The organism is Flavobacterium suzhouense, from assembly GCF_042684765.1.
GTDB lineage: Bacteria > Bacteroidota > Bacteroidia > Flavobacteriales > Flavobacteriaceae > Flavobacterium > Flavobacterium suzhouense.
Window position 1 is genome coordinate 52,537 of the sequence record NZ_JBHUMD010000007.1, and the last position, 16,660, is coordinate 69,196.

A 16,660-nucleotide genomic window follows, 5' to 3' on the forward strand; every position below is an offset into this window, starting at 1 on the left:
TATCAAAATTAGAAATTATTAAACCCTTGACTGATAATATTATATTAAAATTGTGTTGATGTTTTGGTAAAATTACTCGGTTGATAATTAGCTTAAAATAGAGTAGAATCATTTAGTAAGTTTGTAAAATGGAAAAAGAGTTTGCGAAAATTGGTAGCTACCAGTATACTTCTGAAGCTATCATCATAAAGGGAAAACTTGAATCGGAAGGGATTGAGGTTTTTATGACCGACAATTTTACAATAGACACCGATCCTTTGGTGAGTAACGCCATAGGTGGAGTAAAGCTTTATGTTAGGAGTGAAGACTTAAATAAAGCTACGGCTGTACTTTCTGAGATTAGCCGCTATTCAGTAGATGATAAAGGACAGGCTATAGTTTGTCCTAAATGCAATAGCGATAAAGTAGATGTAGGTACTACTGTAAAAGAGAAGAAGTCTTTGTTTGCATTCCTTTTTGGATTCCTCATAGCTGGAGGAATGCCAGTATATACAAAATATACTTACCGATGCAGCAATTGCAATAACGAATTTGAAATTAAATGAAACTATTTATAACAGGTATAGGTACCGATGTAGGTAAGACTATTGCCTCTGCCATAATAACCGAAGCTTTAGAGGCTGATTACTGGAAACCCGTACAGGCCGGAGATGCCGATAATTCTGATACACATAAAGTAAAACGCTACATATCTAACGAAAAGACACAGTTCTTCCCTAACAGCTATCTGCTTAATACACCTGCCAGTCCGCACCTTGCGGCAGCGATTGATGGAGTAACTATTGATCTTACAGAAATAAAAGAACCGAAAACCAAAAACCATCTGGTCATTGAAGGGGCAGGAGGGCTGTTTGTTCCGTTGAATGATACGGATACGATTGCCGATCTTATTCAACCGGATTATAAAGTGGTTGTGGTTTCCCGACATTATCTTGGCAGCATCAACCATACACTGCTGACAATTGAAGCTTTGAAACAGCGCAATATTGCTATTGCAGGGATTGTTTTTAATGGTGATGCAATGCCGTCTACTGAAGATATAATACTTAAAAAAACGGGGTTGAAAATGATAGGGCGTATTGAGAACGAACCTTATTTTGACCAAAATGTAATTGCGGATTATGCTGATGCATTCCGTGATACCTTATTGAAATTATAATTATGGGAAGTAATGAGCAAATTCCCCCTTTGGGGGTTAGGGGGCTAACAGAACGCGACAGCCAGTACTTATGGCATCCGTATACACAACATAAAACAGCTGCGAAACCTATTGGCATAACAAAAGGCGAAGGGGTCTTGCTTTGGGATGAAAATGGTAAAGAATACATTGATGCTATTGCTTCATGGTGGGTAAATCCTTATGGGCACAGCAACCGTTATATTGCCGATGCTATTTACAAACAGCTTACCTCATTGGAGCATGTGCTTTTTGGTGGATTTACTCACGAGCCTGCCGTATTGCTTTCAGAAAGGCTGATGGAGATATTACCATCTAACCAAAAGAAGCTTTTCTTTTCAGATAATGGATCGACTGCCGTTGAGATTGCCATTAAGGTTGCTTTGCAGTATTATTATAATAAGGGAGAGAAGCGTACTAAAATCATAGCGTTTGAAGATGCCTTTCACGGAGATACTTTTGCTGCTATGGCTGCCAGCGGTATCTCTTTCTTTACCGAAGCTTTCCGTGGTTCGCTAATAGAGGTAGTTCGCATTCCTGTGCCGGTAAAGGGCAGGGAAGAGGAGAGCTATTCGGCACTGAAAGCACTTGCAGCGACCAACGAGTACGCTGGTTTTATTTTTGAACCTTTGGTTCAGGGTGCAGCGGGCATGGTAATGTATGCGCCGGAAGCATTAGATAATCTTGTTGCGATTTCTAAAACGGGAGGCATTTTTACCATTGCCGATGAAGTAATGACGGGCTTTGGAAAAACCGGAAAAAACTTTGCCTGTGATTATCTTACTGCCCAGCCTGACATGATGTGCCTTTCTAAGGCATTAACGGGAGGAACCATACCTATGGCGATCACTTCCTTTTCACAAGAGTTGTATGATGGTTTTTACAACGATGATGTAAATAAGGCATTATTTCATGGTCATACCTTTACTGCTAACCCAACAGGTTGTGCAGCAGCTTTAGCGAGCCTGGACCTGCTTCAGCAGGATAAAATGCAGCAAAATTTGTTGCGCATCAATAAAAAACATCTTGATTTTAAGGATAAGATGGAAAAGCATCCAAGGGTAAAAACAGCAAGGGTGCTGGGCGTTATTTTTGCGCTTGAAATTGAGCGTGAAAGTGAGTCATACTACGGTAGCTTCAGAAACAGGTTGTATGATTTCTTTATTAGTAAGGGTGTTATCCTGCGACCGGTAGATAAAGTGGTTTACATACTGCCGCCTTACATCATAAATGATGAGCAGCTAGATACAGTTTATGGCATTGTTGAAGAGGCCTTAGAGACGATTTTATAGTTTTACTACAATAATCATAGAATTTGTTTAATTAGTGTAATTCGTGGCTTATTCTGCGTTTTACAGTATTTTTGCAAAAATATTAGAATACCTTGTCTACACCTGTTTCCATACTATCCATTGCTTCTTTTTCTCCGCTTGGGACATCTTCCGAAGTTGTTTGGGAAAATTATTGCAATACCAATACCTTAATCCGGGATTTTAAATCAGCCGATAAAACAGTTCCTGCGGTTGCCTTAACGGCATTACAGGCTAAGCTTGTTGAAGACCTTAAGACAGAAGATGCTAAATATGCTTCTCTTGATAATTCGGTTTTATATTCTATGCTTGCTTCAAGGATGGCTGTTGCCCAGGCTGGCTGGACAGAGGGGGATGTTTTTGGGATAAACGTTGGTTCTTCACGAGGCGCTACCGACTTGTTTGAAAAACATCATGGCGATTTTCTTAAAAATGGGAAAACAAATGTACAGGCATCACCAGCCACGACGTTAGGTAATATTTCCAGTTGGGTAGCACAGGATCTTAAGAGTACCGGGCCTGAAATTTCACATTCTATTACCTGTTCTACGGCTTTGCATGCGCTTTTAAATGGTGTGGCATGGCTTCGTGCCGGAATGGCCGATAAATTTCTGGTGGGAGGCAGTGAAGCGCCGTTAACGCCATTTACCATTGCCCAGATGCAGGCCATGAAAATATACAGTACTGCCGGCGGAGAATATCCGTGCAGGGCTTTTGATTTTAATAAGAAGCAAAATACAATGGTATTGGGTGAAGGTGCTGCATCGGCTTGTCTTGTTGCAGGTAAAGCAGCTAACGCCATCGCTGTTATAGAAGGTATCGGTTATGCTACCGAGGTGCTAAAACATAGTGTTTCTATATCGGATGATGCTGAGTGTATGCAAAAATCGATGCTAATGGCATTGAAAGATACGCCTCTTGAAGAAATTGACGCTATTGTAATGCATGCTCCGGGAACTATTAAAGGTGATACTTCTGAATATGCGGCTATACAACAGCTTTTTGGAGATAAACTTCCGCTGCTTACTACTAATAAATGGAAGATAGGGCACACTTTTGGGGCATCGGGACTGCTTAGCCTTGAATTTGCTGTTCAGATGCTGCAAAACAATAGATTTATAGGAGTTCCTTATGCAAATCCGCAAATACAGGACAGGCCACTGAAAAAAATACTGGTAAATGCCGTAGGTTTTGGAGGAAATGCCGTTAGTGTGTTGATATCAAAGTAATTTGGTAGTTGTGTAAAAAATAGAATCCCGGCTACTACCCCGGGATTCCGCATCCAACTAAAAAATTACTAAAACATTATGAGACAAGCCCATAATTACTGTTATACCCTGAGGTAAATATTTTATTTATTTTATAAATATCTTAAAAATAAAGAACTGTCTTGTTTATTTTTTGCAAATATATTGATATATAAGTATTTAAAGAGCTTTAAAATTTTTTTTATCAATTTTTCATGTCTCTCTCTGAATAATTAAATATTAGATATCAATTGATTCAAATATAGGGATAATTTTCATTTTTCAAAACGATTAGAGGTTAATATTTCAGTGAGCTAAAAAAAAATTAGCAAGAATTTGTCTAACCTGCTGAAGATTTAAATCTTATCTCATTAAAAAAACCAAACCCCGTTAGTAAAAACTAACGGGGCTTATCCAACTAAAAAATTTACTAAATAATTATAAAAGACCTTACTCAATTATAATTCTCTTAAAACCCGTTTGAAGCGGGTTTGCCTATAGGCAATATTATTGTGGTTACTGAACCAGTATTTTTTTTGTCAAAACAGCTCCATCATTCATTGTTATCTTCACAATTACCGGTGCTGTGGTATTGATGTAATCGGTGCTGAAAGAAGTATTGTTTACATCCGTAGTAAAAATTATTCTACCCAAAAGATCATATATAACTACTGATGATATCTCTTCTGTAGATTGTACATGAACGCTATGGTTATTACTGTAAATGATTGCTGTGGTTTGGGTTTGCTGAGGAGTTTCAATACCCAGGGAAGTTTCTGTGAACACTACTGTAAAGCGGTCTTCAAAAGTTCCTGCTTCCGATGTAAATGTATATCCCTGACCGGTAATATCGTTTACAGTGTTATTATTCTTGTCAACCAGATATATGTGTTGGCCTTGCATAAATAATCCATCAACATGGTCAAGTGCAAAGGTAAATGTTCCTGCTGTTTCAGTTTTAAAGCCAAGAGTTACAATGTCATTGTCATTAAATTGTGAGCGTGCCTGGATAGAAAGCTTTTTGTTATCTGCAATGCTATAAAGCGTTGTTTTGCCATCCATAATTGCTTCACCGTCATAACCTGAATCGTATCCCTCAGATGTTTCTGCGGTATAGCCTATCAAAACCTGCGAAAAGATGTTTTGTGCGGTTACATTAAGCCATAAACGGCTGATTTCATCCTGACCATTGTCTTTTGGTGCTGGTGTACGGAAAAATACCGTAGAGCATAATGGTAATCTCATTGCATTGTTGAATACAATGTTTTGCGATGCAGCCGAAGCCTTTACCATAAAACCCTGTGCAGTATTCAGTACGCCTTCTTCATGCAGGCTGTAAGGATCCTGGATAGTATTGTTGTCAGGGTCATACGCAGAATTAGACTGGTAGCCAAGCTTAGTAATTGTTTCATAGCTTGATTTTGCCGGGTCATTAGTTTTTCTCCATAGCCAAATTGTTCCATTGATGGCTTCAGCATTTGCTTCGAAAAACTTTTGGATGCTTATTGGAGAAGGGTATGGGTTACCTATAGTGTTATATGACTTAGTGTCGCTTAAGTAATCAAGAGGTACCGTAATATCACCAGTATTCGGTGTGCCTTCAAACTTACCTTCCCAAATAGTTGGTGTCAAAGGATGGTTTTCTCCGCTGCGTATAAGGTAACCTTTTGCAACATCAAAAGGTGTTGTTGCCGGAGATGTTATATTGGCATAAATATTATTTGCCGTATTATAAGTATAAAAACGGTTTGGCAATGTTTCCGGTGAAAAGCCAAGAAGCTTTTGTTCTGCTACCGGTGAAGACCAGATGGTATAAGCTTCTTTTACAATTTTAGACGAATTCCTTTTTATGATAACGTCTCCTGAGTTTTCCTGACCTTCAGTTTGTATAAGATTAGCGCCGCTTTCAAAGGTTAGCCGGCCGCTTACCGCCACATGAACATTATGAGTTATTATTGCATTAGTATGCTGGGCAAAGTTTACATTAGCACCCTGAAGCACGTTTATAGAGCATGCAGTAAATGTACCAGCGGTAAAAGTATAGTTGGCAGTAAATATAGCATCTTTCCCTGCTTCAGGTTCGCCATTACTCCAACTGCTACCATTCCATGTAGTTTCATTGTTGCAATATAGTATTGCACCCTGTGGAGGTGTAATTTTGTGCGGAAAAGCCGCAAGAGGTAATAGTATGAGTAAATAGAATAGTTTGTTTGCAATTCTATTTTGCTCGTTGAATAAAGTAGTCATTGGGGGGATAACTTTTTATTAAATAAGCAATAAATCAGTATGTCTTAGAATCTCTTTTAAGAGATTAATAATGCAAAGATAGTAAATATTTTTGAGGAAGCTTTTTGGGGGCAAAAATCAACCTTCACATCAGAGATTACTCTCTGTAATCGGATCAAAAAATACTATAAAACGGGGGGCTCATTTTATAGTACTGCTTAGAAACAGTATGCCATTGGGGGCGGATGGCATTTAAATTATTTTGGTTCTGCTATATTGTCATAGGCTGCTCAAGTATATTTTTTAGTTTGTGGTCAGAAATAAAAGGGTGATAGATTGTAAGGAAAAAACCCGATCGATTCTGAAGCAAAGTAACGGTGAAAAAACGGAATCATCATCAAGAACTTAATAGACAAAGTATAGACAGAACAAAATTTGCGTCAAAAATAACTACTGTAAATCAATGTGTTACGGATTATGTGGAAAAATAACAGATGAAATGCATAGACATAAGCAGAAAAATACGTCGAATATATGCATACATACATCCTGTAAGTAAAATTCGATCAGCTTACAGTCGTGAAAGTATTCTTTCAAATTCATCGTCTTCACTAATACCCATTTTTTTCTTGATTCGGTATTTTTTTGTTACTGTGCTTTCATATGATATCTGTAAAAGCGATGCAATTTCTTTATAGGATAAATTAAGTTTAAGAAGTGAACAAAACTGAATGTCGTTTTTTGTTAGCATTGGATATTTTTCAATGATGCTGTTTTCAAAATCCGGGTTTGCATTTTTAAAACGAATCTCAAATTCTTTCCAATAATTTTTTTGCTGTGCAATTTGTTTCAGTTCTTTTCTTATTTCAGTTGTTTTTGTAAGAGGGGCGTTATCCAGCTTTTCAATTATCGAATTGAGACTATCATAATAATTTGCCATTTGTAGTGCCATCGAGGTTGCTTCGCGTTGCTTTTCATCAATCATCTGTTTTTGTGAGTTACTCAGCTCCTGTTCCAGGATATGTTGCTGTTCCAGATAATTCCGTTCTTTTTCTACTGATTTTAATGCTTCTTTTTGAAGTCGGGCTCTCAGGCGAGAACCTCTGAGTATAAAAAGAATGAACACAATTAGAGACAGACTGGCGATTATATACATATATGTTAACCTACGTTCGGCCTGAACTCTTTTCTTTAAGGCTTCATTATTGTTTTTTAATATTTCATTTTTTTCTCTCTGAAAATCAGTCTGAAATTTTGCCTGCATGGCATTAAGACCTGAGCCGTTTTCATGCATTCGTAACGTGTCACACATTAACATTGCTCTTTCAAAAGCTTTAGAACTTTCCTTCCAGTTAGCTGTTTCAGTATATATCTCAGCTATAGAACGCTCATACTCATATCTTTCATGGGTGTGACTTTTAACATAGGCGGGTGAATTCCTAAATTCATTTATGAGTTTTATAGCTTCTTTGTATTTTTTTGTCTCGTTCAATACTGTTATATAGTTGCTAAAAATAAGCATGGTATATTTCGATTTTTTTTCAGAAAGCATTTGGTATGCATTTGCATACTGAAGTAAAGCTTTCTCTTTGTTTCCACGCAGGTCTTCAATGTTAGCAATTTTGGCATATATAACAGCTTCAAGCTCTTTGTCGCCAGACTTCTTTGCAGAAGGAATGATATTGTTTAATATAGTATAGGCATTATTGGTTTGATCGAGAGCTATTAAGTTCTCGGTATAATTAACAGTTGCAATTATATAGACTTTGCTGTCGCTGTCTGCTTTGTTCTTAGTAAGATAATCTTCAAGTAAATCGGCTGCAAACCTATAGTTGTTGCTTTGGAGGTAAGTGCCGGCGAGGGTTATCTTTAATTGCCATATATAGCATTTGTCATTTTTGGCTTCGAGTATTTTTATGCCCTTAAGTAGATACTGGGTAGCTATCTCGATGTTACCCTTGTAAAGGTATGAAGCCGCAATTGAATGATAAATATGAGCCTGATAAATAGGATTGTTGAACTTTTTGTTCAGTTTATAAGCTTTGTTACTCCATTTGAGGGCGAGTTCAAAATTGCCTAAAATATTATTCTCGGTGGCACTATTTACCATCGGAGCAATTTGTTTTTGAGGATATTTTTTAAGCAGTGTTATTGCTTTGCTAAAACAAGCGAGTGCTTTTTCAGGGTAGCCTGCATAGTCATAGTATATACCGATTACATTTTGCGCCTTAGCATATACAGTGTCATGAAGCCCTTTGGTTTTGAGAATGGTTTCATGTTTGTTTTTTTCCTTTTCGGCATGAAGGAGATTTTTGTAATCAGCCTTGAACCAAAAATTTTGATAACTGCAGCGTTTTTCCTGTGATGATACTTTGATAGATACTGATAGAAGAGTCAGACAGAGGACTGTTTGACTAAATTTCCATAAGTATCTTTTCAAATTCTGAATCATCATTGATTTCCATTTTCTTTTTTATCCTGTATTTTTTAGTGATAGTGCTTTCGTGTGAAATCTGTAAAAGCGTGGCAATCTCTTTATTTGACAGGTTTAGTTTGAGCAATGAACAAAACTCAATGTCGTTTTTTGTAAGTTTTGAGTACTGAGAGGCAAGTGAATGGGCAAAATCCGGATGCAGGTTATTAAAACGGGTTTCAAACTGTTTCCAGTAATCCTTTTGCTTTAACAAAGTTGTAAGGTCTTTTTTCAGCTGAGCAGTATCTTTAATTTGTCCATTGTCGCATTTTTCAATAATCTCATTAATATTATCCTGGTAATTGGCAAGCCTTAATGCTGTTGATGTTAGCTCTCTTTGTTTTTCGGCAATAATTTCTTTCTGTGAATTGGCAAATTCATGCTCATACTCCTGTTGTTGCATTGCCAGGTTTTTTTCGGCGTTTAGATGGCGGAGGGCTTCGTTCTGCAGTCTGTTTTTAAGCCATAGACTACGTAAGAACAGCAATACAATTATAATAAAAAATATGCTGGCAAAAACATAAAGAAATGTTAGCTTGTTTTTTGCGTCCTTTTCCTGTTGCAGCGAATTATTCCTTTTACTTAATATACGACTTTTTTCCTGTTGCAGTTCTTTTTGAAGACGCGCCTGAAGTTCATTTATAGCTTCATTGTTGTCAGTACGGGCTATGGAATCTTTAAGTTTTATTGCCTCTTCAAGTCCTTCAGCAGCTTCTTTATGATTGTTAGTATTTTTATTTGTTTCAGCTGTAGCAACATCAAAACGAAGCCTGTCTTCGGAGTTTGCCTTGCTAAACATAGTTGATTTTTTTACGGCATCAATTACTTTTAGGGCTTCGTCATATTTTTTTTGTCTATTCAGGTATTCTATAAATTCAGCTCCAATAACAACGGTATTCATCGAATTCCCTTTCAGGAAGATTGCTAAGGCATTGGTGTAATTCGTATGCGCGACATTATGTTTTTGCTCATAAGCAGCTATATTGGCCAGTTTAGAATAGGCAACAGCCATATGCTCTTCATTTTTTATGTCCTGTAGCTCAATCAGGGCTTCTCTCAGGCTGCGTTTAGCCTCTTCTACTTCATCAAGATGAATAACACATTCAGCATAATTTATAAGGGTAAGGGCATGGTTGCCTTTATCATTATTAGCTTTAAATATAGCGAGGCATTCTTTGTAAAGATCTTTTGCAAAAGTAAAATTGCGCATCTTCATATAGGTGTTGGCCAGTTTTTGGTTCATGTTTACCAAACTGCTTTTGTCTTCTTCTTTTTTAACGATGGCTATGCCTTTTAAAAGGCACTCGATAGATTTTTCATATTCCAGTGTAAACTGGTAGTTAGAAGCCATGTGGCTGTATACTGATGCCTCAAAAACCTTCATGTTTAATTTCTTGCTAAGTTCCAGCGCTTCATTAAGGATCTGAAAAGAAGTGTCATATTCCCCTTTGTTACGATAGGCAACAGCAATGTTCATCAATGGCATAGTTTTTATCTTAGGATAATTCTTTAATTGTGCTATTGCCTTTTTATAATAATAGATAGAGGAATCGGTTTTCCCCATATTCCCGTAATAAATACCATAGATATTATAAACCGCTCCCCTAATGCTGTCAGGTAATGTTTTTTGGCTAAGGGCATAATTAATATAGTATTTTGTACTATCTGCCGATGAGTAGATGTGCTTTCTTATTTTTGCTTCAACTGCCTTGTAATTGAAGTTGTTTTGCTGAGCGCGACCAGAATGTCCAAAGAAGGAAAGGAAGCATATTAATAGAGTTAATTGTTTTATCATATCAGATTTCCATAAGAAGTTTTTCAAATTCGGCGTCGTCGTTAATCTCCATTTTTTTCTTAATCCGGTATTTTTTTGTAATCGCGCTTTCGTGTGATATCTGTAGCAATGATGCAATCTCTTTATTTGAGAGGTTTAGTTTTAGCAGTGAGCAAAACTCTATATCGTTTTTAGTGAGTTTAGGGAATTTTGCAGTAAGCTGATTGCCAAATTCAGGATGCAGGGTGTTGAAACGGGTTTCAAACTGTTTCCAGTAATCTTTCTGTTTCATAAGTAGTTGCAGTTCTTTCTTAATGTCATTCACGCTGAGCGAAGCATTACTGTTACATTTTGCAATGATCTCACTTATGTTATCCTGGTAGTTTGCCATCCTCAGGGCTGTAGATGTAAGTTCCCGTTGCTTCTCGTCAATAATGTTCTTTTGAGAATAAGTGAGTTCCTGTTCGTGCTTATGCTGTTGTTCGATAAGATTCTTTTCTGTCTCAATGGTTTTTAGCTCTTCCTGCTGTAATCGGTTCCTAAGCCAGTATCCACGGAGAAAAAGGAGAATCAGCAGAATTAGCGCAATGCTTATTACGATGTAGAATACCATAGTTGTTTTTTCAGCCTGCATCTGCTTCTGAAGAATTCTGTTATTTGTTTCAAGAGCAAGATTTTTTTCACGTTGTAGCTCCGTTTGAAATTTTGCCTGTATTTCTTCTATGGCTACGCGTTTTTTAGCACTTGCAATAGAGTCCATTATTATAATCGTATTCTGGTAGGCTTTAATAGCTTCTTTATCGTTGTTAGTCGCTTTATAAGTTTCGGCAATGGCATTTTGGTAAGTTAACTGTTCCTGATTACCGGCGTTCTTAAATTTTTTAGTAGCCTCAATTAGGGTTATTACTCTAAGAGCTTCTTTAGCTTTATTGTGTTTGTTCAGGAAATTTATGTAAGTTCCCCCCATATTTATAATTCTTTTCGAACCGGATTCTTTTAAAAGTGTAAGTGCTTTTTCAAATTCCAAGGTCGCTTTTGATATATTTCCGATCTCCGATTCAAGCCCGGCCATTCTAAAAGCCGTTACTCCTAAATTTTCTTCATCGCCAAGCTCCTGCAATCCTTTTCTTGCTGTTTCCAGTGCATTTCGGGCCTCAGTATATTTTTTAACATGGGTAAAAGCCTCGCCAAGGTTAATCTCAGTAAGATAATAGTTGTGTTTAGCTCCTGTTTCTTTAAAAAATGCCGCACATTCCTTGTAAAGATCTATGGCAAAAGCAAAATTCTCTTTGGCAATATAGGTGCCCGCAAGCTTTTGCTTTATAACGATAAGTTCTTTTTTGTGGTTTGTATTCTTAAGCAGCTCTATAGCTTTAGTAAGATACGATAAGGAGTTTTCGTAGTCTGTTGTATAATTGTAATTTGTTGCAAGTTCACCATAAGCAATTGCAAGGCCTAAATTGTTTTTCTGCTTTTTTTGAATTGTTGCAGCCTCTTTGAGAAGTTTTATAGATGTAGTATATTCCCCTTTGTTTCGGTAGCCTATAGCCAGGTTCATTAGGCTTTTCACCTTTATTTTTGGGTAATCATTCAGGTATGTTATCGCCTTTTTGGTATAAAATATGGTAGAGTCAGGTTTGCCTGTCATCCCGTAATAAATTCCGTATAGGTTATAGGTATTACCGTATATGGTATCGTGGAGGTCTTCCTGAGCAAGTGTTTTTTTTATAATTGCCTTCGCAGCTGCAGGATTAGAGTTTAACAGTTTACGGGCATTGGCATCAGCGGCTTTAAAATTGTACTCCTGGCCATAAGATAACCCGGTTATTAATAAAAAAATAAGGTGTAGTTTTTTTACCATAGTTTACGGTATTTGGTTTTCAATTAAGAAAATTGGGCACAACCAATTTAACAAAATTTTATGGATTTTGTGTTGTGTAGGTTTTAAAAAACGTTATTCAAAAGCATAAATTTTTTCTTGTACGAGATTACTTTCATAACCTTTTCGTAGTAAATAATCCATTACTTTCTTTTTTTTCTTCTGAATATTGCTTTCAAGTGTAATTTCCCATTGTTTGTCGGCCAATTCATGGAATGCATCAAGATATTCACCTTCGGGAATTTCTTTAAGAGCGCGTTCTATGTTGTAGCGGGAAATGTTTCGGGCTTTTAGCTCATTGGTAATGCGGCGCTTTCCCCAGTGTTTTATCCTGAATTTTCCACGGGCAAAACTACAGGCAAAACGTTCTTCGTTCAAATAGTTATTGTCAAGCAGGTGCACCATAATAACATCTATGGCCTGCGGTATCATATTCAGGCTTTTCAGTTTTAGCACTACCTCGTCATGGCAACGCTCCTGATAGGCGCAATAATGCTCCATTTTTCTCTTGGCTTCTTCTACTGTATACGATTTTTGCATGCCTTTGCCTGATTATAAGGGCAAAGTTAAAACAAAAGCCCATTACATAATGGGCTTCTTTTGTTATACCGGTAAGTTGAGTTTTTTGTGAGTGTTTACTATTGCCTGTTTGTTTTTATAATCTATCCATGCCTGCCCTTTAAACTTTCGCATTACGTTATCAAAGTATCTCATGAAGGTAATATTGTAAACGGCTTTTCCAAGATTACTCACCTTGCGGGGAAATGCCCTTAAACTCATAGAGAATCCCGGAGTTACATATTTCATATAGTGCCAGTAGCCTTCGGGCATGTAAAGCATCTCTCCATGTTCAAGATCGGCTACAAGTCCTTTGGCATATTTAAGCGCCGGCCATTTTTCCATGTCAGGATTATCAAAATCAATATCTTCACGCGATATCAGTGCATGAGGCACTTTATACAGGTAAGGTGTCTGGTCGGGAGCAAACAATATACAGCGTTTCTTTCCGTGAAAATGAAAATGCAGTATGTTTGAGAAATCAATGTCATAATGTATAAATACACGTGACCCTTCTCCGCCAAAGAAAAGCATGGGCAACTGCTTAACAAGCTTCAGGCCTATATCGGGCCATTTAAAATCATTTTTTAGCGAAGGCACCTCCTTCATCAGGTTGTATAAAAATATCCTGTAATTGGTAGGTTTAGACTGTAGTAAATCTATGTAGTCGGCCATTTTCATTTTTGCATGGGCCTCATTAAAACCATCTTTGTGCGATACCGGACGATCATCATAAAGCGGTACTGTTTTTTCGCCGGCTATGTCTTTTATATAATCAAGCTTCCATTTTTCATAAGCAGGCCAGTCTTCTGTAAGTTTCTCTATTACAAGTGGTTTTTGCTTCTTTACGTAGTTGTTATAAAAGTCCTCTTTGGTAATTGTCTTTACACGTTCAATTTCGGTGAGATCTAACGGCATCGGATAGGGTTTTTAGCTAAACAAAATTACTAAAGCGTTATGTAATTGTAAAGCTCTAATTCTTAAAATTTTATTAACTAAAATGAAAATAAAAAAAAGCAGCCCTTCCCAAGGCCGCTTATCAATAATAGTTGCATTTATATATTTATTTCTTTACGATAATAAATTCGATTCTTCTGTTTAGTGCATGCTGCTCTTCTGTGCAGTTTTCACCACAGTTCACTTTAGGTTCACTTTCGCCATAGCCTTTTCCTGAAAGCCTTGATGAATCAATACCTTTAGAGATAACATATTGTGCCATAGCTTTTGCTCTTCGGTCAGATAGCGCCATGTTGTATTCTGCACTACCTCTGCTGTCAGTGTGTGCTTTTGCCATAATAACCATATTTGGCATTGACTTCATTAACGATACAAGCTTGTCAAGTTCTGCAGCACCTTCAGGAGTAATGTTACTTTTGTTGTATTCAAAGTAAATATCTTTCAGTTTTACTTCGTTGCCTACAATAAGCACATCAACCGGAGTAAGGTCTGCTGTAATGTTTACTTTGCGTTCTCTTGATTTCGAAATCGGGAAAGTGTTTTGCAGGTAGCCATCTTTTGAGGCCTGTATTACATAAGCCCTGTCGCAGTCTACGCTATATGATGCTATACCATTTGCGTCAGCAGTAGTGGTTTGTATCACGTTGTTTCTATCGTCAAGAATGGCAACTGTAGCACCACCAAGTATTTTTCCTGTTTTGGCATCTTTAACAGTTACAATAGCTTCTACGCCACATATAGGAGTAGCCAGGTACAGGTTGTCTTTTCCGGCCTTGTTGCTCGAAAAGAAACCAACATTTTTGGTGTCGTTAAATGTAAAGGCAAAATCGTCTTTTGGAGAGTTTACCGGTAGGCCTAAATTAATGGCCTCGGTACCTTTGTTAAGGTCAATCATAAAGATATCCATACCGCCAAAACCTTTTCTGCCTTCTGAGGCAAAGAAAAGTTTATTGTCATCAGTGATGAATGGGAAATTCTCGCGGCCTTCAGTGTTTACTTTTGCTCCAAGATTTTCAGGTTTGCTATAGGTGTTATTGCCTAGTACGCTAACTTTCCATATATCGGTGCTGCCACCCATGGAGCCCTGTCTGTTTGAAGCAAAGTAAAGTGTCTTTCCGTCTTTGCTAACCGATGGGTTACCCGTTGAATATTTTTTGTCGTTAAATGGTACAGCTTTTACATTGCCCCATTTACCGTTTTCTTTTGTAGCTACAAACAGGTAAATAAGTCCTGTTCGCTGTCCCGGAGTATCTTTTTCAAAGCTGCCTTCTTTCCAACTTTCGCTGGCAAAATACATGGTGTTTCCATCACCGGTAACGGTAGCAGGACCATCATGCCATTGCGTGTTCAGGTCTGATAAAGGTTCAGGTTCGCTAAAGCTGCCGTTGTTATAGGTAGCAGTATAAATGTCCATATAAGGCTCTTCGTTCCTGCCATATTTTCTTCGTGCAGTGTTACGGGTAGACGCAAAATAAAATGTATTGTCGTCTGTAACAAAACCACCAAAATCAGCATACTTAGGGTCATTTATGTCCAGTTTCTTTTCGTCATAAAGCTTTGTTTGCGATTTTAGCTTTGGCAGATAATCAGGGTCCTGCTTAAACTCTACAGCCCTTTGATCCTGAGGAGCAAGTGAAGCAAACTTTTGCATCTGTTTGTTAGCCTCCTCATATTTGCCTTCTACCTTAAGCATTTGTGCATAACGATAGTAGGTTTCGGCATCCTGCTGTTTTATTTCAATAAGCTTAGCATACCATTTAGATGCTTCCTGAGCATTAAAAAGGTTGTAGTAGCTGTCGGCTATCTGTTTGTATATATAAGCGTCTTTACCTTTTGCAGCCAGTTTTTCATAGGCTTTTGCAGCATCAAGGTATTCGAATTTTGCGTATAGTTTATCTGCTGTTTCAGTATCTTTATTTTGTGCCGCCACGGTCATTGCCATAAGCAGGCTAAGAGAGATGTATATCTTTTTCATGGTTAAAATGGCTTATGCTATTAGAAATAACGTGGTGAACGTGATACTTTTTTAGGGAAGTTCAGGTCAAACAGTAACATTACCTCGTGCGATGCAGGAGTTGTAACATTCAGGTCTGATACGATATGGTCATAGGCATAACCTATCCTTAGGTTTGGTGTAATGGCATAGTTTACCATACCGCCAAAGCTATCGTCTAATCTGTAAGTAGCGCCTATCTCAAAACGCTCAAAGAATAAGAAGTTTAATGATCCATCAATAGATGGAGAAACATTAAATGCCGATTTTAACATGAATGATGGTTTCATCTTCAGGTTATCGTTCAGCTGGAATACATAACCTCCCGTTAAGAAGTAGTGGGATGTCTCAGAACCGAAATGCTGTTCATCTCCACCTCCTGCTGGTGTATAATCAAGGTGCTTGCTCTTCAGCATGTTTGGCACCGAGAAGGCAAGGTAGTATTTGTTGGTGTAGTAAAAGAATCCTGCTCCAACATTGAAGTAAGTTCTGCTGATATCTTCTGAGAATGCAGGGTCTTCAGGATTAGGAACGTGACCGTTTCCGATATCGCTATATAAACCCACTTTGTGGAAAGTAGCTCCCGCTTTAAGACCTAAGGCCAAACGGTGCTCGCCTCCAAGGTTAAGCGTGTACGAGAAATCCGCGTAAGCGTTGGTTTCCTCTACAGGACCAATCTTGTCATTGATTACCGATAGTCCCAAACCTACGTTCTTGCCCACAGGGCTGCTCCCCGAAAAGGTCATAGTCGTTGGTGAATCTTCAATGTCAACCCATTGTTTACGGTATAATAACCCAAACGACAGGTTTTCTTTTGAACCCGCATACGCAGGGTTAATCACGTTCATGTTGTACATGTACTGTGTGTAGTGCGGATCCTGCTGGGCTATAGCGTCTGCAAGGCCGCCAAGAGCTAATAATGCTGCCAGGTATAATTTCTTCATTTGGTAATGTAAGTTAGTTTAGTTAGTAGCCTTTTAAGACATTTGTTGCTGCTGTCTTCAGTATATCAGGCAGCAGCAACATACTAATTAGACTCGCGCAGATTTAGAAGGTTTAACGAATA

At 37.8% G+C, this 16,660-nt stretch carries 12 protein-coding genes; 4 read left to right on the forward strand and 8 right to left on the reverse strand.

Going from position 1 to position 16,660, the window contains the following annotated elements; all coding sequences use genetic code 11:
- Positions 1-128 precede the first annotated feature (128 nt).
- The 4 genes from ACFSR3_RS05590 to ACFSR3_RS05605 all read left to right on the forward strand — a co-directional run bounded on the left by ACFSR3_RS05590 (position 129) and on the right by ACFSR3_RS05605 (position 3,716).
- Positions 129-545 carry a DUF2007 domain-containing protein gene (locus ACFSR3_RS05590; RefSeq protein ID WP_379820092.1) on the forward strand — a complete coding sequence of 139 codons (417 nt, stop codon included), beginning with the start codon at positions 129-131 and terminating at the stop codon, positions 543-545.
- Complete coding sequence (bioD, locus tag ACFSR3_RS05595) at positions 542-1,159, forward strand: dethiobiotin synthase (RefSeq protein ID WP_379820093.1); 618 nt, start codon at positions 542-544, stop codon at positions 1,157-1,159. The genes ACFSR3_RS05590 and bioD overlap by 4 nt, the downstream gene beginning before the upstream one ends.
- Before the next feature lie 2 nt (positions 1,160-1,161).
- Positions 1,162-2,469 (forward strand): adenosylmethionine--8-amino-7-oxononanoate transaminase, encoded by a 1,308-nt coding sequence (bioA, locus tag ACFSR3_RS05600; protein ID WP_379820094.1) that lies wholly within the window; start codon positions 1,162-1,164, stop codon positions 2,467-2,469.
- Between the two features lie 92 nt (positions 2,470-2,561).
- Positions 2,562-3,716, forward strand: coding sequence for a beta-ketoacyl synthase N-terminal-like domain-containing protein (locus tag ACFSR3_RS05605; protein ID WP_379820095.1), 1,155 nt, complete (start codon positions 2,562-2,564; stop codon positions 3,714-3,716).
- A 534-nt stretch (positions 3,717-4,250) separates the two neighbouring features.
- Here the strand turns inward: ACFSR3_RS05605 and ACFSR3_RS05610 are convergent.
- The 8 genes from ACFSR3_RS05610 to ACFSR3_RS05645 all read right to left on the reverse strand — a co-directional run bounded on the left by ACFSR3_RS05610 (position 4,251) and on the right by ACFSR3_RS05645 (position 16,538).
- A complete protein-coding gene (locus ACFSR3_RS05610; RefSeq protein ID WP_379820096.1) occupies positions 4,251-5,981 on the reverse strand; it encodes a hypothetical protein in 1,731 nt (576 codons plus the stop codon).
- 550 nt (positions 5,982-6,531) lie between these two features.
- On the reverse strand, positions 6,532-8,415 hold the full coding sequence (locus ACFSR3_RS05615) for a hypothetical protein (RefSeq protein ID WP_379820098.1): 1,884 nt from the start codon (positions 8,413-8,415) through the stop codon (positions 6,532-6,534).
- Positions 8,375-10,228 (reverse strand): tetratricopeptide repeat protein, encoded by a 1,854-nt coding sequence (locus ACFSR3_RS05620; RefSeq protein WP_379820099.1) that lies wholly within the window; start codon positions 10,226-10,228, stop codon positions 8,375-8,377. Before ACFSR3_RS05620 ends, ACFSR3_RS05615 begins: the two co-directional genes overlap by 41 nt.
- Position 10,229: 1 nt before the next feature.
- Positions 10,230-12,068: a tetratricopeptide repeat protein gene (locus ACFSR3_RS05625; protein ID WP_379820100.1), complete on the reverse strand. Its 1,839-nt coding sequence runs from the start codon at positions 12,066-12,068 to the stop codon at positions 10,230-10,232.
- A gap of 93 nt (positions 12,069-12,161) precedes the next feature.
- Entirely contained in the window at positions 12,162-12,626 is a 465-nt protein-coding gene (locus tag ACFSR3_RS05630) for a regulatory protein RecX (RefSeq protein ID WP_379820101.1), read from the reverse strand.
- A gap of 63 nt (positions 12,627-12,689) precedes the next feature.
- Positions 12,690-13,562: a cupin-like domain-containing protein gene (locus tag ACFSR3_RS05635; RefSeq protein ID WP_379820102.1), complete on the reverse strand. Its 873-nt coding sequence runs from the start codon at positions 13,560-13,562 to the stop codon at positions 12,690-12,692.
- A gap of 145 nt (positions 13,563-13,707) precedes the next feature.
- Positions 13,708-15,576, reverse strand: a complete 1,869-nt coding sequence (locus tag ACFSR3_RS05640; protein WP_379820103.1) for an OmpA family protein — start codon at positions 15,574-15,576, stop codon at positions 13,708-13,710.
- Between the two features lie 20 nt (positions 15,577-15,596).
- Positions 15,597-16,538: a PorP/SprF family type IX secretion system membrane protein gene (locus ACFSR3_RS05645; RefSeq protein ID WP_379820104.1), complete on the reverse strand. Its 942-nt coding sequence runs from the start codon at positions 16,536-16,538 to the stop codon at positions 15,597-15,599.
- Between the last annotated feature and the right edge of the window lie 122 nt (positions 16,539-16,660).